We start from the raw sequence: 16,659 nt of genomic DNA on the forward strand, positions 1-16,659 counted from the left end.
GGTTCTCGCTGGGCATGTCGCAGCGGCTAGGCATCGCCGCGGCGCTGCTCGGCGACCCGGAGATCCTGCTCTTCGACGAGCCCGTCAACGGGCTCGACCCGGACGGCATCCTGTGGATCCGCACGCTCATGCGCAAGCTGGCGGCCGAGGGACGGACGGTGTTCGTCTCCAGCCATCTCATGAGCGAGATGGCGCAGACCGCCGACCACCTGATCGTGATCGGCAAGGGCGAGCTCATCGCCGACACGAGCGTGGAGGAGTTCATCGGGCGCAGCTCGCAGGGATACGTGCGCGTGCGCTCGCCCCGGCTGGCCGAGGTGGCCGAGCTCCTCAAGGTGGCTGAGCTGCATCCCGACCACCTGCGGGTGACCGCGATGAGCCCGATCGAGATCGGCACGCTGACGGCGCGCGCCGGCCTGCCGCTGGAGGAGCTGACATACGTGCAGCCCTCGCTCGAAGCGGCCTACATGGAGCTGACCAAGGACAGCCTGGAGTTCTCGTCATGATCGATATCCTCAGGTCCGAATGGACCAAGATCCGCTCGGTCCGCTCGACGGTGTGGACGCTGGCCGTCACCGTCGCGCTGATGGCGGGCATGTCAGCGCTCATCACCGCCGCCACGAAGAACAACCCCGGCGGGCCGCCCACCGGCGAGGACGCGGTCATGATGGGCCTGACGGGCATCCTGTTCGCCCAACTGGCCATGGCCACGCTGGGTGTGCTGGTGATCTCCAGCGAATACCGCACCGGCGGCATCCGCACGTCGCTCATGGCCGTGCCGCGGCGCATGAGCCTGCTGACCGGCAAGATCGTGATCTTCACGGCCACGTCACTGGTCGTCTCCGCGGTCGCGGCGGCGGCCGCGATCGGCGTCGGCCTGGCCATCTCCCAACCGCCGTCGATCGAGATGGGCGAAGTGGCGCGGGCCGCGCTCGCGTCCACTCTCTACCTGACCGCGTGCGGCCTGTTCGGGCTCGGCCTCGGCACGCTCATCCGGCACACACCGGGCGCGCTCGTGACGGCCATCGCGCTGATGATGGTGCTTCCCACGGTGGCGAACCAGCTCCCGGGCGAGTGGGGCAGGACCGTGGCCGAATACTTCACGACGAACGCCGGCCTGCTCGTCGTGTCCGGCCCGCAACAAGGCGGCTCTTTGGGCCCGTGGAGCGGCTTCGGCGTCTATCTGGCCTGGGTCGCCGTGGCCATGATCGCGGGCGCGGCGCTGATGCAGCGCCGCGACGCGTAATCCGGCCTGCTCGGCGCGGAGTGCGACGACCGGATCGGGCCGGACCGCACTCCGCCCGCCTACTCCGCGCGGAGTGCGATGACCCAATCGGGCCGGACCGCACTCCGCCCGCCTACTCCGCGCGGAGTGCGATGACGGGGTCCAGCTTGCCCGCCCGCCGCGCCGGCGCCACGCCGAAGAACACCCCGACCGCCGCCGACACCCCGAAGGCCAGCGCGATCGACCACCACGTGATCGAGGCCGGCACCTCGGTGAACGCGGCGATGGCCAGCGAGCCGCCCACCCCGATCAGGATCCCGACGAGACCGCCGATCGTGGTCAGCAGCACCGCCTCGATGAGGAACTGGGCCAGGATGTCGCGCTGCCTGGCCCCCAGCGCCTTGCGCAGCCCGATCTCACGGGTGCGCTCACGCACGCTGACAAGCATGATGTTCGACACGCCCACCCCGCCGACGAGCAGCGAGATGCCGGCGATGGCGGCCAGCACGCCGGTGAGCATGCCCAGCACGCTGCCGATCGTGCCGAGCAACGCGGTCTGCGTGACCGCGGAGAACTGCTCACCCGGATAACGGGACCGCAGTGCGGCCGTCACCTTGTCCGACAGCGGGTCGATCTCGTCGGGCCCGGAGGCGCCGACGGCCATCCCGTTGATCCGCTCGAGCCCTAACAACCGCTGCGCCGTGGTCACCGGGATGTGGATCTCCTGGTCACGGGAGAGCCCGAACGTCTGCCCGACCTCGGCGTAAACCCCCACCACGCGGAACCTGGCCCCGGAGATCGTCACCTGCCGCCCGATGGGGTCGAGGTCGCCGAACATGCGGTCGGCCACCTCCGAGCCGAGCACCGCCACCCGGCGGCGGGTGTCGACGTCGGTCTCGCTCAGCGGGCGGCCCTTCTCGACCGGTCGATCGAAGATGTTGACGAGGTTCTGGTCGGTGCCGACCACCGTGACGAACGCCTCCGTCCGGCCCACGCGCACGGTCTCGCCCGACTGCAGCGAGACCGTCACCTTCGACGGGTCGCCGACGACGCGCCGCACGTACGCCACGTCGGCCAGGTTGAGCTTGCTCTGGGTCGGCGCCGCGCCCAGGCTGATGCGGCCGGGGACCACCAGGATGATGTTGGTGCCGAGGCCGGAGATCTGCTTCTCGATCTCGTCCTTCGCACCGGTGCCGATGGCGACGAGGATCACCACGGCGAGCACGCCGATGATGACGCCGAGCATGGTCAGCACGCTACGCAGCCGATTGACCCGCAACGCCTCCAGCGCCATGGCCAGCGCCTCACCAGTATTCATGGCCTCACTCCGTAAGGCGGACTCGGTCGCCCGACGCCACCGCCTGCCCATGGCCTCACTCCGTGAGGCGGACTCGGTCGCCCGACGCCTCGGCAGGCGACGGCGCTCCGCCGCGATGTCACGCGGTGTCCTTCTCGATCAGCCCGTCACGCACGTGGATTTGGCGCCTGGCGTGGGCCGCGACCTCCGGTTCGTGCGTGACCAGCACCACGGCTACACCCCGGTCGCTGTTGAGCCGGTCGAGGATGCCCATCACCTCGGCGCCGTTGGCGGTGTCGAGATTGCCGGTCGGCTCGTCGGCCAGCAGCACCTTGGGCTCGCCGACCAGCGCCCTGGCGATGGCCACACGTTGCTGCTCGCCGCCGGACATCTGGGACGGCCGGTGCCCCATGCGGTGTCCCAGCCCGACCGACTCCAGCGCCGCCCGCGCCCTGTCCCGCCGCTCGGACCTGCCGACTCCGCGGTAGACCAGCGGCAGCGCCACGTTGTCCAGCGCGGTGGTCCGCCCCAGCAGGTGGAAGGACTGGAAGACGAAGCCGATCGTCCTGTTCCGCAGGTCCGCCAAGGCAGTGTCCGACAAACCCGACATCTCCACCCCGTTGATCCTGAGCACCCCCGAGGTGGGCCGGTCCAAGCAACCGAGCAGGTGCATGAGCGTGGACTTGCCGGAGCCGGACGGGCCCAGGATCGCGGCGAACTCCCCCTGTCCGATCGTCAGCGAGACGCCGCGCAGCGCCTCCACGGCCACGCCGTCGAGCTGATATCGCCTGGTGAGGTCCACCGCCTCGATGGCCGGCGTCATGGCAGGCGCTGCCCTTGCCGTACGGAGTCCGCCCCCTTGACCACGATCCGGTCGCCCACGGACAGCCCGCTCAGCACCTCGACCACCGCGTCGCCCTGCGCGCCCAGCTTGACCACGCGCCGCTCCGCGACGCCGTTCCTGATCGCCCAGACCACGCTCTCGCGCCCGCTGGAGACGATGGCCGAGGCAGGCGCCGAGACGGCGGACGGCGACTCGCGCACGGTCAGCCGCGTGACCGCGCTCATTCCCGGTTTGGGGGTGGGCGCTTCAGAGCCGTCGTCGAACACCCCGTCGCCGAGCGTGAGCCGCACCGGGTAGCTGACGCCGCCCGTGGTGCCCTCCTTCGGCGTGACGCCGATGCCGGTGACCACGGCCGTGTACGTGGCCCCGGGGACCGCGTCCAGCTCGACCGCGGCCTTCACGCCCTTCTTCACCAGCAGCACGTCCGTCTCGTCGACGTCGGCGTCGAGCAGGAGCGTGGAGACGTCGGTGACGGTGACGATCGTGTCGCCCGCCGAGACGGGCACCCCCGTCGCCACCGGGGTCCCGCCCGAGGAGCCGCCCGAGGGCAGGGACGGCAGCTGCTGCCCGCCTCCGCCGGGGAGCTGGCTGAGCAGGCTTTCGACGCCGCCGCCTCCACCGCCGCCGGACACGCGGCCCAGCGTGACGACCCCGCCGAACGGCGCCTTGATCGTGAGCGACTTGACCGTGCTCTCCGCCGCCTTGACCGCGGCCTTGGCCTGGGACTTCGAGGCGGCCTGCAGCGAGGCCATGGAGCTCGACAGGCCGCTGGTCACGCCGGACAGGATGCCGTTGATGGAGCGGTTGAGCTGGGTGGTGACCGTGGCGAGCGCCTTGGTCTGTGCCTTGTGCTGCTGCTGGGCCAGGTCGATGGCCTGGAGCAGTTGCTTGCGGGCCCTGGCGTCCTCGACCTTCTTCGCCTCCTTGCGTGCCTTGGCGAAGTGGGCGGCCACCTTGCGGTCGAACGCCCTGGTGTCGAGCGACGGCAGGCGCACGCTCGGCATGGCGGCACCCGCGGGGGCGGCCATCTTGGAGGCCTGGCGGGCCTGCTCGAGCTGGCTCTGGGCCTGGGGCGAGCGGATCTTGGCCAGGATGTCGCCCTTGCGGACGCGGTCGCCCTCGCGGACGTACAGCTTGGCGATCGTGCCCTGTGCTGGGGAGCGCAGCGTGGCCGAGGCCCGTGCGCCCACCGTGGCGGGAGCCTCGACGACCTCGGTGACCGGGGCACGCCTGACGTCGCCGACCTGGACGCTCGACGGCTCCTCGGACGTGCAGCCGGTCAGTGTTAAGAGGACGAGCAGCGGCGCGATGCCGCGACGTAACGTCACCCGAGACATCGTATGAGCCGGTACGGCCGGGCCGCCGACCGGCTCTCAGTGAGCTCTCAGCTCTTAACCGGAGGCAAGCTGGCGGCCGCGGTCGCGGGCCGCCTCGATGGCGGCCAGGAACGCCGCCCGCACGCTGTGCCGCTCCAGCTCGGCGATCGCGGCGATGGTCGTGCCGCCCGGCGAGGTGACGGCCTCACGCAGGATGACCGGGTGCTCGCCCGAGTCGCGCAACATCACGGCCGCTCCGACGATGGACTGGGTGACCATGTCGAGCGCGGCGGCCCTCGGCATGCCGAGCAGGATGCCCGCGTCCACCATGGCCTCCACCAGGTAGAAGAAGTAGGCGGGGCCGCTGCCGGACAGCGCCGTGGCGGCGTCCTGCTGGGACTCCGGGATGCGCAGCACCTTGCCGACGGGCTTGAGCAGGTCTTCCGTCAGCTTCAGGTGCTCCTCACCCGCGTGCGCGCCCGCCGAGATCACGCTCATCGCCTCGTCGAACCTGATGGGTGTGTTGGACATCACCCTGACCACGGGCACGTCGACGCCGAGCCGCTGCTCGACGAACGACGTCGTGATGCCGGCGGCCGCGCTGATCACCAGGCGGTCGGCGGGAACGTAGGGGGCGATCTCGGCCAGGAGCGTGGCCATGTCCTGCGGCTTGACGGCCAGGATCAGCGTGTCCGCCGCCTTGGCCGCCTCGGAGTTGGAGACGGTGCGGACGCCGTACGTCTCGCGCAGCGCCTGTGCCCGCTCGGAGCGGCGGGTGGTCGCCATGATGTCGCCCGGCTTGAACCCGGCCCGCAGGAGACCGGACAGCAGAGCCTCGCCCATCTTGCCCGTGCCCAGAATCGCAATCACGCTGGCAGCCTACTAACACCCGGCCCGCGCATCGGACGCACTCCCCACCGTCGTCCGGCGGAGGGCGGAGGCGGGGCCCGGCCCTCAGGCGCAGAAGGGGCGGGGCGGAGGGATGGACGCCGGTCGGCCCGGCGGTGGGTCAGCGGCGCGACATCAGCGATCTGAGGAAGAAGGTCAGGTTGCGGGGGCGCTCGGCGAGGCGGCGCATGAGGTAGGCGTACCAGTCGGAGCCGTACGGGACGTAGACGCGCATCTGGGCGCCCAGGCTGGCCAGGCGGGTCTGCTCGTCGGGCCGGACGCCGTACAACATCTGGTATTCGAAGCCCGTCACGTCGCGCCCGGACAGGACGGCCAGCGTGGAGGCGATGCGCACCAACCGGGGATCGTGCGTGGCGACCATGGGGTAGCCGGTGCCGGCCATGAGGATCTTCAGGCAGCGGACGAACGAACGATCGATGTCGGCAGGCCGGGTGTAGGCGCCGGGAGCGGTGTAGGCGCCCTTGCACAGGCGGACCCGCGCACCCTCGAGCTTCTCGCACCGCTCGAGCGCCTCCGGCAGGTACGCCTGCACCACCACGCCCACGTCCGGATGTTCCCTGCGCAGCGCGGCGTGCACGGAATGCAGCCCAGGGATCGTGTCGTGCTCCTCGGCGTCGAGCGTCACGGTGACGTTCCTGGAGGCGGCGGCCCGGCAGATGGTGGCGGCGTGGTCGAGTGCGAGTTGTTCCGACAGCCGCAGCCCGAGGGCGGTGAGCTTGACCGACACGTCGGCGCCCGCGGGCATGAGGTCGAGCAGCGACAGGTATTCCCCGACGGCCGACGCCGCCTGCGCCGGGTCCGTGACCTCCTCACCGAGGTGATCGACGGTGACGAGCAGCCCCCTGCGGGTCAGCTCGTCGATCACGTCGCCGACGTCGTCGGCGACGTAGCGCTTCACCACGTCCCTGGTCAGCGGCGAGGTGGAGATGACGCGCTCGGCGCGTTCGCTCTTGGAGACGGCGAGCAAGACCTGACGGAGCACGTGAACCACACTAACTCCGGTATGACGCTGAACCGGAGGCGGACGGTATCCGTCACATGAGTATGCGCACAATGACGAAAGCGACTCTTCTGGCCGGATCCCTGGTGCTCGCGACGAGTTGTGCCGCAGCGCCGCCCGCCAAGCAGGCCGCGTCTTCCACGCCCGACGCGCCCGTCGCCGTCAGCCCGGTCACCACCGCCCCCACCAAGGGACCGGAGCCGGTCAAGCCGACGGGCGACGCCATCAACGTCCGCAAGGTCCGCTGGACCAAGGCCAAGCCGGTCTCCAAGGGCAAGAAGATCCAGCTCGTCTGGTCGTCGGGCGTCGCGCCGTGCACGGTGCTGCACAAGGTCAAGGTCAAGGAGACCACGAAGAAGGTCACGATCACCTTGTACGAGGGCACCGCGCCCAAGGCCAGGAACGTGTCCTGCATCATGATCGCGGTGGAGAAGACCACGACGGTGAAGCTGAAGAGGGCACTCGGCAAGCGCAAGATCGTGGACGGCGCCAAAACCTGAGGCACAGCACGCCAAACTGTGACATGTCCACTTACGGACAACCCAGTGACAAATGATCGATTTGTTGCGATACATCGATCAGAACAAGCAGGCGGTCGGGGGCCCGCGCTGACGTCACGCTCCAATGGGGAGATCCGTGAGACCGGTCTTTACGCTGCCTGATTTCCGCCGTCCTCCTGACCGGCCTGATCGCGTTGTCGCCCCCAGCGGCCCTCATCGACGGAGTCCGCATCTACAACCGCGCACTCACCGCCGCTGAGATCCAGACGGACACGAACATGCCCGTCAGCTGAGCCATCCCCCTACGCAGACCCCCGATGTGCGCCCACCGCATCGGGGGTCTGCTTTGTCATGCAGAATCGGGAATGCGGCCGCACTCACGAGGGTTGAGTCGAGTAGGCTCAAGTCGTTTGACAACAACGACAGGCATCCGTAACTTGAGTCCAACCGACTCAACTTTGACTACAAGGACGTACTCATGGCACGTGCGGTAGGTATCGACCTTGGGACGACCAACTCCGTCGTCTCGATCCTCGAGGGCGGTGAGCCCACCGTCATCGCCAACGCGCAGGGCTCGCGGACCACGCCGTCCGTGGTCGCCTTCGCGAAGAACGGCGAGGTCCTGGTCGGCGAGGTCGCCAAGCGACAGGCCGTCACCAACGTGGACCGGACGATCCGCTCGGTCAAGCGCGAGATGGGCACCAACTGGTCCCAGGAGATCGACGGCAAGAAGTTCTCGCCGCAGCAGATCAGCGCCTTCGTGCTGCAGAAGCTGAAGCAGGACGCGGAGGCCTACCTCGGTGAGAAGATCACCGACGCGGTGGTCACCGTCCCGGCCTACTTCAACGACGCCCAGCGCCAGGCCACCAAGGAGGCCGGCACGGTCGCGGGCCTCAACGTGCTCCGCATCATCAACGAGCCCACCGCGGCGGCCCTCGCCTACGGGCTCGACAAGGAGCAGGACCAGACCATCCTGGTCTTCGACCTCGGTGGCGGCACCTTCGACGTGTCGCTGCTCGACGTCGGCCAGGAGGACGGCCACGGCTTCGTCGAGGTCAAGGCCACCTCCGGTGACAACCACCTCGGTGGTGACGACTGGGACCAGCGCGTCGTGGACGAGCTCGTCAAGCGTTTCCAGAACGCGCACGGCGTCGACCTGGCCAAGGACAAGATGGCGCTCCAGCGCCTGCGCGAGGCCGCCGAGAAGGCGAAGATCGAGCTGTCCAGCCAGTCCGAGACCAACATCAACCTGCCCTACATCACGGCGTCGTCCGAGGGCCCGCTGCACCTGGACGAGAAGCTCACGCGCAGCGAGTTCCAGCGGCTGACGGCCGACCTGCTCGAGCGGACCAAGGGTCCGTTCCACCAGGTCATCAAGGACGCCGGCATCAAGGTCGCCGACATCGCGCACGTGGTGCTCGTCGGCGGCTCGACCCGCATGCCCGCCGTGACCGAGCTGGTCAAGGAGCTGACCGGCGGCAAGGAGCCCAACAAGGGCGTCAACCCGGACGAGGTCGTCGCCATCGGCGCCGCGCTGCAGGCCGGTGTGCTCAAGGGCGAGGTCAAGGACGTCCTGCTGCTCGACGTGACCCCGCTGTCCCTCGGCATCGAGACCAAGGGCGGCATCTTCACGAAGATCATCGAGCGCAACACGACGATCCCGACCAAGCGCTCCGAGGTCTTCACCACGGCCGAGGACAACCAGCCGTCGGTGCAGATCCAGGTGTTCCAGGGCGAGCGCGAGATCGCCGCGTACAACAAGAAGCTGGCGACCTTCGAGCTGACCGGCATCGCGCCGGCGCCGCGCGGCATCCCGCAGATCGAGGTCACCTTCGACATCGACGCCAACGGCATCGTCAACGTCTCCGCCAAGGACCTGGGCACGGGCAAGGAGCAGACGATGACGATCACCGGCGGCTCGGCGCTGCCGAAGGACGACATCGAGCGCATGATGCGCGAGGCGGAGTCGTACGCCGAGGAGGACAAGAAGCGCCGCGAGGAGGCCGAGGTCCGCAACAACGCGGACGGGCTGGCCTACCAGACGGAGAAGTTCCTCCGCGAGAACGACGACAAGGTCCCCGGCGACATCAAGACCGAGGTCAACGACGCCCTGACCGAGCTGAAGAAGGCTCTGGAGGGCACCGACACCGACGTCATCCGCACCTCGGCGGAGAAGCTCGCCACGGTCAGCCAGAAGATGGGTTCGGCGATCTACGCCGCGAGCCAGGGCCAGCAGGCCGGTGGCGAGGGCGCCCCGCAGGACGCGTCCGCCGGTGACGGCCAGAAGGCCGACGAGGACGTGGTCGAGGCCGAGATCGTTGACGACGAGCCGAAGAAGGACAAGTGATGCCGCCGCGTGAAAACGGGCATGACGAGCCGGTGATCCGCGACAACCGCAAGATCGACCCGGAGACGGGACAGGTCAGGGAGACCCCCGCCGACCAGGCGGACGGACAGCCGTTCGCCGAGGCGGCGGCGGGCTTTCCCGACGGCGAGCTGGCCGCCCAGCTCGCCGAACGGACCGCCGACCTGCAGCGACTCCAGGCCGAATACGTGAACTACCGCAGGCGGGTCGAGCGCGACCGGGCCGCGGTCAGGGAGCAGGCGGTCGCGAGTGCGCTGGTGGAGCTCCTGCCCGTGCTCGACGACGTCGGCCGGGCCCGCGACCACGGCGAGCTCACCGGGGGCTTCGCGAAGGTGGCGGAGTCCCTGGAGGCGGCCCTCACCAAGCTGGGCCTCAGCTCCTTCGGGCAGAAGGGCGAGCCGTTCGACCCGACCGTCCACGAGGCGCTGATGCACAGCTACTCGCCGGACGTGACCGAGCCGACCGCGATCGAGGTGTTGCAGCCTGGATACCGGATGGGTGACAGGGTGCTCCGCCCGGCGCGCGTGGCCGTGGCCGAGCCCGAAGACGCGCCCGCGGCGCCCAACGGCGACGCACAATCCGAAGAAGACAACTGACGAGGACGAAGGGCCCTAGATGAGCACCAAGGACTACTTGGAGAAGGACTACTACGCCGTCCTTGGTGTGCCCAAGACCGCCACCGCCGATGAGATCAAAAAGGCGTACCGCAAGCTCGCCAGGCAATACCACCCCGACAGCAACCAGGGCGACGCGACCAAAGAGGCCAAGTTCAAGGAGGTCTCGGAGGCCTACGACGTCCTGTCGGACAGCAAGCGCCGCAAGGAGTATGACGAGGCGCGCACGCTGTTCGGCTCCGGGGTGGGCGGCCAGCGGGCCGGCGGTGGCGGATTCCCGTTCGACTTCGGTGACCTGTTCGGCGGGACGGGACAGCAGAGTCACGCCGGCGGCGCCGGCGAGCGGCTCGGCGACCTGTTCGGCGGGCTGTTCAACCGCGGTGGCACGACCCGTACCACCACCACGTCCAGGCCGCGTCGCGGCCAGGACGTCGAGTCCGAGGTCGCGCTGACGTTCACCGAGGCCGTGGAGGGCACCACGGTGTCGCTCAGGCTGACCAGCTCGGCCGCCTGCGCCGCGTGCACCGGCACCGGCGCCCGGGCGGGCACGACCCCCAGGGTCTGCCCCACCTGCGAGGGCACCGGCGCGGCCAGCCGCAACCTGGGCAACTTCGCCTTCTCCGAGCCCTGCCGCGACTGCAAGGGCCGCGGGCTGATCGTGGACGACCCCTGCCCCGTGTGCGAGGGCAGCGGCCGAGCCAAGAGCACCCGCACCATCCAGGCCCGCATCCCCGCCGGCGTGGCCGACGGCCAGCGGGTCAAGCTCAAGGGCAAGGGCGCGCCCGGCGAGAACGGCGGGCCGGCGGGCGATCTCTACATCCAGACCAACGTCAAGCCGCACGCCGTGTTCGGCAGGTCGGGTGACAACCTGACCATCACCGTGCCGGTGACGTTCTCGGAGGCCGCGCTCGGCGCCGAGATCAAGGTGCCGATCCTCAAGGGCCTGCCGGTCACGTTGCGCATCCCCGCGGGCACGCCCAACGGGCGTACGTTCCGGGTGCGCGGCAGGGGCGTCACCCGCAAGGACGGCACGAAAGGCGACCTGCTCGCCAGCGTCGAGGTGGTCGTGCCGAAGACACTCGACGACAAGTCGCGCGAGCTCCTGACCGAGTTCAACACCGCGACCGCGGGAGAGGACCCGCGCGCTGATCTCATTCAGCGAGCCAGAAGCGAGTAGCCGATGGACGCCAATTATTTCGACCTGTCAGACGACACACCCGTCTACGTGATCTCGGTGGCCGCGCAGTTGTCCGGGCTCCACCCGCAGACCCTGCGGCAGTACGACCGGCTGGGACTGGTCAGTCCCGGCCGCACGGCAGGGCGCGGCCGCCTCTACTCCACAAGAGACATCATCCAACTCCGCGAGGTGCAGCGGCTCTCCCAGGAGGAGGGCATCAACCTCGCGGGTATCAAGCGGATTCTCGAGCTCGAGAACGAAACTCTGCGGCTGCGTGAGGAAGTTCACCGCCTGCGTGCCGAGATGCGGATGGTCAGAGCGTTGATCCGCTATGAGCTGCCACCGGGGGCCTAGAAGGAATGGACTACAAGCTCACCCAGAAGAGCCAGGAAGCGCTCTCGGGCTCCATGCGGCGTGCCGCCGCTGAGGGCAACCCGGAGATCTCTCCGGCTCACCTGCTGACCACACTGCTCTCACAGACCGGCGGCACCGCCGTGCCGCTGCTCGAGGCCGTCGGCGCCGACTGGCGCACGCTGCGGGCGCGGGCGGAGGAGCTGCTCGCGGGGCTGCCGAAGGCGCAGGGCGCGACGGTGGGGGCACCGTCGAGCTCGCGCCAGCTGCTCACGGTGATGAACACCGCCGCCCAGCACGCCAACCGTCTCGAGGACCTCTACGTCTCCACCGAGCACCTGCTGGTGGGTCTGGCCACCGACGGCGGCCAGGCGGCCGAGCTGCTCAGATCGCAGGGCGCGACGCCGCAGGCGCTGCTCGACGCGTTCGAGAAGGTACGCGGCCACGCCCGCGTCACCAGCGAGACCCCTGAGGACACCTACCAGGCGCTGGAGAAGTACGGCGTCGACCTGACCGAGAGCGCCCGCGGCGGCAAGCTCGACCCGGTCATCGGCCGCGACACCGAGATCCGCCGCGTGGTCCAGGTTCTCAGCCGGCGCACCAAGAACAACCCGGTGCTGATCGGCGAGCCAGGCGTCGGCAAGACCGCCGTCGTCGAGGGCTTGGCCCAGCGCATCGTGGCCGGTGACGTACCCGAGTCGCTGCGCAACAAGCGGCTCATCTCGCTCGACCTGAGCGCGATGGTGGCCGGCGCGAAATACCGCGGCGAGTTCGAGGAGCGGCTCAAGGCCGTGCTCTCCGAGATCAAGGAGAGCAACGGGCAGATCGTGACGTTCATCGACGAGCTGCACACCGTGGTCGGCGCGGGCGCCGCCGAGGGCGCGATGGACGCGGGCAACATGCTCAAGCCGATGCTGGCCCGCGGCGAGCTGCGCATGATCGGCGCGACCACGCTCGACGAATACCGCGAGCGCATCGAGAAGGACCCGGCGCTGGAGCGCCGCTTCCAGCAGGTCTACGTGGGCGAGCCCACGGTCGAGGACACGATCGCGATCCTGCGCGGGCTCAAGGGCCGCTACGAGGCCCACCACCAGGTGCAGATCGCCGACAGTTCGCTGGTGGCCGCCGCAGCGCTGTCCGACCGCTACATCACCAGCCGTTTCCTCCCTGACAAGGCCATCGACCTGGTCGACGAGGCCGCCTCGCGGCTGCGCATGGAGATCGACTCCCGCCCTGTGGAGATCGACCAGCTCCAGCGCAACGTCGACCGTATGAAGATGGAGGAGCTGGCCCTGTCGAAGGAGACCGACGAGGCCTCCGTCCAGAGGCTGGAGCGGCTCCGTAAGGAGCTGGCCGACCGCCAGGAGGAGCTCAACGCCCTCGTCGGCCGCTGGGAGCAGGAGAAGGCCGGGCTCAACAAGGTCGGCGAGCTGAAGAAGCAGCTCGACGAGGCCCGGGGCGCCGCCGAGCGGGCGCAGCGCGACGGCGACTTCGAGGCCGCCTCGCGGCTGATGTACGCCGAGGTGCCGCGACTGGAGCAGGCGCTCAAGGCCGCCTCCGAGGCCGCGCCGCCGGAGAACGCCATGGTCAAGGAGGAGGTCGGGGCCGACGACATCGCCGAGGTGATCTCGTCGTGGACCGGCATCCCCGCGGGGCGTCTCCTGGAGGCTGAGACGGCCAAACTGTTGCGGATGGAGGAGGAGCTGGGCAAGCGGCTCATCGGCCAGCAGCATCCCGTACAGGCCGTCTCCGACGCCGTACGCCGCAGCCGGGCCGGCATCGCCGACCCCGACCGGCCGACGGGCTCGTTCCTCTTCCTCGGCCCGACGGGTGTGGGCAAGACAGAGCTGGCCAAGGCGCTGGCGGAGTTCCTGTTCGACGACGAGCGGGCGATGACCCGGATCGACATGAGCGAATACTCCGAGAAGCACAGCGTGGCCAGGCTCGTCGGCGCGCCGCCCGGCTACGTCGGCTACGAGGAGGGCGGCCAGCTCACCGAGGCGGTCCGGCGGCGTCCCTACACCGTGGTGCTGCTCGACGAGGTGGAGAAGGCCCACCCCGAGGTGTTCGACATCCTCCTTCAGGTGCTCGACGACGGGCGGCTGACCGACGGCCAGGGTCGCACGGTGGACTTCCGCAACACGATCCTGATCCTCACCTCCAACATCGGCTCGCAGTTCCTCATCGACCCCAAGCTGGAGAACGGCGCCAAGCGCGAAGCCGTCATGGGGGCGGTGCGCAGCTCGTTCAAGCCGGAGTTCCTCAACCGCCTCGACGATGTGATCCTCTTCGACGCGCTGGGGACGGAGGAGCTGGCACAGATCGTCGACCTGCAGGTCGAGCGGCTGGCGCGGCGCCTGTCGGACCGCAGGCTGACGCTGGACGTCACGCCCGCGGCCCGCGAATGGCTGGCCATGACCGGCTACGACCCGCTCTACGGCGCCCGCCCGCTGCGCCGCCTGGTCCAGTCCGCCATCGGCGACAAGCTGGCCAAGGCCGTGCTGTCGGGGGGCATCGTGGACGGCGACAAGGTCATCGTCGAGCTCGGCGACGACGAGCTGCTCGTCCAGCGAGCCGCCTGACCCTGTTCGGAGCCGTTCGGAGCCCGTTCGGAGCCCGGAGATCAGCCGCGATCTCCGGGCTTCGGCGTGTCATGACAGGGTCATCGGGCCTGCCGCTTGGTAAGGTCCGGCCCACTCTTCGGACAAGCCCCACTCGCGCCGTCCCCGCTGCGAGTACGTTCGGCGTTCGTCAGATCACCGACATCGATCAGGGGGCGTGCGGTGCCATCCCAGAAGATCCGAAGCATCGTCGCGGCAGCGGCTCTGGCCGCGGGTGTCACCTGGCTCGCCGTGGGAGCCACGCAGGCGAGCGCCTGCGGGAACAAGGGACGCGCCGTGGCGACGTCCGACGCAGCCGGCCGGGACTGTGGTGAGGGCAGGGCGCTCCACCCGCACGACGGCCCTCCCGGCTCCAGTGTGCTCACCCCCGAAGCCGTCCAGCTCAGCATGGCCGCCGGGGAGCTGGCCAGGCACGCCGGCATCAGCGGCATGGCGGCCGGGAACCCGGCGCCCGGACTCGCCGACCTCGGCGGGATCGTGGCGACCTGGGGCATGCCCTCGCTGTCGACCTCCTCTCCCGAGTTCTTCCCCTCGAAGGCGGGCCCGGCCGGGATGGAGGATCTGGCGACCGCGGCCCACGTGCCCACGCTGCCGTCCCTGCCCCTTCCTGGTACGCAGCTGGCGGAACGGGTCCCGAACAAGATGGCGATCGGCCACGGGCCGCACCACAACAAGGTCTCGGCGGCCGGCAGGGCCATCACCGCCAAGGACTCGAACGGCATCGAGAAGCCGGTGCACGAGATCGGGGCCAGGGTCATCGGCGAGGTGTTGCCCAATGCCATGAAGGGCCTGGAGAGCACCTCCATACTGCCGGGCGGCGTCATGGGAGTGGAAGGCCTCGCGGGTCTGGTCAATGGCTTCAACCTGAGGTGAGGGGTCCTCGCCACCTCGTCCGGGCGCGGACCGTGCCTGCCGCGCCCGGCGCCCCCTGGTGAAGGGGCCGCGGACCTCGACCGACCGCGGCCCCTTCACCCTTGCCCCGCGCCCCGGACCGTCTGGAAAGCCCTTCGGCTTCCGCCACCCAGCGCTCCCAGCTGATCCACGCTTGCTCCCGGCCGTGCGCGGCCATCCCGTCCGCCTGCGAGCACTGGGCCCACGTGGCCGCGCCCATGAGTCCAGCGCCCGATCACTGCGGTACCCCGCCGTGGGACATCGTGTTCACCCATAGGTGTGCGCTGGTGGCGGGTGGCATAGGCGGCGAACGTCGCGGTCAAAAGGATGGGGGCGTGGTCACACCAACCCCTCAGGACCCTGGTGTCTCTTCGTCAGGCATGCCGACATGGACCGCGTGCGCCGAGCCGCGCACGCAACCGCCGGCCGACTTGGCCGGCCGCGGCGGTCAGTGGACGAGTGCGTCCAGTTCGTCCTCGGGCAGACCGAGGTCGACCCTGATGCGGTACCGCGTACGCAACGCGGCCACATGCTCAGGATCGCTCTCATCGGACCCCAGCGCGGCCTGGGTGGCCCACTCGAGCCCGCCCTGCAGATCCCCGTACGCCACCAGCGTCTCGGCGATCGTGTGAGCGGTCGCCGTGGACACGCCGCCCTCGGCCCGTATCGTCTCGATGACCTCCCTTGCCTCATCGGCCCTGTCGAGCTCGAAGAGCGTGTCGGCAATGCCGGCACGCGCATCGAAACCCGCCTCGCCACCGTCCTCGACCGCGCGCTGGAAACACTCCATCGCGCGCGCGGGCTGGCCCGCCGCTCGCCACTCCTCGGCGGCGAGGACCAGGATGGACGCCCTGGAGACGTCGCCGGACGAGTAGTCGAGCGCGACGTCGTAAAGCCGACTGGCCAGGGAACTGTGGTCGTCGGCCAGCAGGGCCTGCTCAAGCAGACGATCAAGGTGCTCACGGGTCACATGCGCCACACCGCGAGACTACCGAGCCGCTCGGCGCTTTGCCCGGTCAATGCACATCGCCGGTCGGTGCGAAATTCGGTAACGACTTGTTCAACCATGCTCACAGTCCGCGTGTTTATGCAGGTCGCGGGGCATATATCGGATGCTTTGCGCCTTGCGAGCGGAAGGGGCTGTGATGGGCATGTCCAAGCAGATGACCTTCGCGCTGGCCTGTATGGTCGTCCTGTCGGCCCTCGTTCCCGGTGTGGCCGGCTACCTGTCAGCCCGGATGGAGGCCATCGAGGCCGCGGAACGTAACCTGCGGGCGCTGGAAGCGAGGCTGGATCTCAGGGAGGCCAGGGACGCGCGCCCGGTGTCGTTCTCCGCGCCGTGCCGGCGCACGCCTCCCACACCGCGCTTCCAACAGGTGCCCGCGACCGCGCTGGACCGCCACAAGCACTGGCCCAGTGAGGTGCCTGCCTGGCTGCCAGGACTGCTGAAGCAGGTCCAGAACGTCATCGAGGAGAACTGAGCACCCTGCCGGCCCTCTAGGGAGCTCACCACCCCGACCAGCCGGGGTCCAGGCGCCCCACGACCGGG

15 protein-coding genes and 1 pseudogene are annotated in these 16,659 nt (G+C 69.5%); 10 read left to right on the forward strand and 6 right to left on the reverse strand.

Going from position 1 to position 16,659, the window contains the following annotated elements; translation table 11 throughout:
* Together ETD86_RS30115 and ETD86_RS30120 are read left to right on the forward strand one after the other, a co-directional pair.
* Nucleotides 1–506 (forward strand): AAA family ATPase (locus tag ETD86_RS30115; protein ID WP_138669745.1); only part of this gene is annotated, 506 nt, incomplete at its 5' end.
* A complete protein-coding gene (locus ETD86_RS30120; RefSeq protein WP_138669747.1) occupies nt 503–1,246 on the forward strand; it encodes an ABC transporter permease in 744 nt (247 codons plus the stop codon). The genes ETD86_RS30115 and ETD86_RS30120, both read left to right, overlap by 4 nt.
* 112 nt (nt 1,247–1,358) lie before the next feature.
* On the opposite strand, the gene ETD86_RS30125 is transcribed toward ETD86_RS30120, so the two are convergent.
* The 5 genes from ETD86_RS30125 to ETD86_RS30145 form a co-directional block, all read right to left on the reverse strand.
* On the reverse strand, nt 1,359–2,543 hold the full coding sequence (locus ETD86_RS30125) for an ABC transporter permease (RefSeq protein ID WP_138669748.1): 1,185 nt from the start codon (nt 2,541–2,543) through the stop codon (nt 1,359–1,361).
* A 118-nt stretch (nt 2,544–2,661) separates the two neighbouring features.
* A complete protein-coding gene (locus ETD86_RS30130) occupies nt 2,662–3,345 on the reverse strand; it encodes an ABC transporter ATP-binding protein (protein WP_138669750.1) in 684 nt (227 codons plus the stop codon).
* Nucleotides 3,342–4,694: an efflux RND transporter periplasmic adaptor subunit gene (locus tag ETD86_RS30135; protein WP_170223349.1), complete on the reverse strand. Its 1,353-nt coding sequence runs from the start codon at nt 4,692–4,694 to the stop codon at nt 3,342–3,344. Before ETD86_RS30135 ends, ETD86_RS30130 begins: the two co-directional genes overlap by 4 nt.
* A 63-nt stretch (nt 4,695–4,757) precedes the next feature.
* Nucleotides 4,758–5,552 (reverse strand): pyrroline-5-carboxylate reductase, encoded by a 795-nt coding sequence (gene proC, locus ETD86_RS30140; RefSeq protein WP_138669754.1) that lies wholly within the window; start codon nt 5,550–5,552, stop codon nt 4,758–4,760.
* Nucleotides 5,553–5,691: 139 nt separating this feature from the next.
* Nucleotides 5,692–6,573, reverse strand: a complete 882-nt coding sequence (locus ETD86_RS30145; protein ID WP_138669756.1) for a proline dehydrogenase family protein — start codon at nt 6,571–6,573, stop codon at nt 5,692–5,694.
* A gap of 71 nt (nt 6,574–6,644) precedes the next feature.
* On the opposite strand from ETD86_RS30145, the gene ETD86_RS30150 reads away from it, so the two are divergent.
* From ETD86_RS30150 to ETD86_RS30180, 7 genes and pseudogenes are all read left to right on the forward strand, one after another.
* Nucleotides 6,645–7,091 carry a hypothetical protein gene (locus ETD86_RS30150; protein WP_138669758.1) on the forward strand — a complete coding sequence of 149 codons (447 nt, stop codon included), beginning with the start codon at nt 6,645–6,647 and terminating at the stop codon, nt 7,089–7,091.
* Nucleotides 7,092–7,569: 478 nt separating this feature from the next.
* The gene (gene dnaK / locus ETD86_RS30155; RefSeq protein WP_138669760.1) at nt 7,570–9,438 is read left to right on the forward strand and encodes a molecular chaperone DnaK; all 1,869 of its coding nucleotides are present in this window, start codon (nt 7,570–7,572) and stop codon (nt 9,436–9,438) included.
* Nucleotides 9,438–10,052: a nucleotide exchange factor GrpE gene (grpE, locus tag ETD86_RS30160; RefSeq protein ID WP_138669762.1), complete on the forward strand. Its 615-nt coding sequence runs from the start codon at nt 9,438–9,440 to the stop codon at nt 10,050–10,052. The genes dnaK and grpE overlap by 1 nt, the downstream gene beginning before the upstream one ends.
* A gap of 19 nt (nt 10,053–10,071) precedes the next feature.
* Nucleotides 10,072–11,247: a molecular chaperone DnaJ gene (dnaJ, locus tag ETD86_RS30165; RefSeq protein ID WP_138669764.1), complete on the forward strand. Its 1,176-nt coding sequence runs from the start codon at nt 10,072–10,074 to the stop codon at nt 11,245–11,247.
* A 3-nt stretch (nt 11,248–11,250) separates the two neighbouring features.
* Nucleotides 11,251–11,574 (forward strand): annotated as a pseudogene (locus ETD86_RS30170) (heat shock protein transcriptional repressor HspR); the annotation flags it as partial.
* A gap of 32 nt (nt 11,575–11,606) precedes the next feature.
* Nucleotides 11,607–14,180 carry an ATP-dependent chaperone ClpB gene (gene clpB / locus ETD86_RS30175; RefSeq protein WP_138669766.1) on the forward strand — a complete coding sequence of 858 codons (2,574 nt, stop codon included), beginning with the start codon at nt 11,607–11,609 and terminating at the stop codon, nt 14,178–14,180.
* Nucleotides 14,181–14,381: 201 nt separating this feature from the next.
* The gene (locus ETD86_RS30180; protein WP_138669768.1) at nt 14,382–15,092 is read left to right on the forward strand and encodes a hypothetical protein; all 711 of its coding nucleotides are present in this window, start codon (nt 14,382–14,384) and stop codon (nt 15,090–15,092) included.
* 466 nt (nt 15,093–15,558) lie between these two features.
* Here the strand turns inward: ETD86_RS30180 and ETD86_RS30185 are convergent, their stop codons facing one another.
* On the reverse strand, nt 15,559–16,089 hold the full coding sequence (locus ETD86_RS30185) for a tetratricopeptide repeat protein (protein WP_246148426.1): 531 nt from the start codon (nt 16,087–16,089) through the stop codon (nt 15,559–15,561).
* 172 nt (nt 16,090–16,261) lie between these two features.
* Between ETD86_RS30185 and ETD86_RS30190 the strand changes: the two genes are divergently transcribed.
* Nucleotides 16,262–16,591, forward strand: coding sequence for a hypothetical protein (locus ETD86_RS30190; protein ID WP_138669770.1), 330 nt, complete (start codon nt 16,262–16,264; stop codon nt 16,589–16,591).
* Nucleotides 16,592–16,659: the final 68 nt, after the last annotated feature.

The sequence above is a fragment of the Nonomuraea turkmeniaca genome, from assembly GCF_005889735.1.
In the GTDB taxonomy this organism is placed as follows: domain Bacteria; phylum Actinomycetota; class Actinomycetes; order Streptosporangiales; family Streptosporangiaceae; genus Nonomuraea; species Nonomuraea turkmeniaca.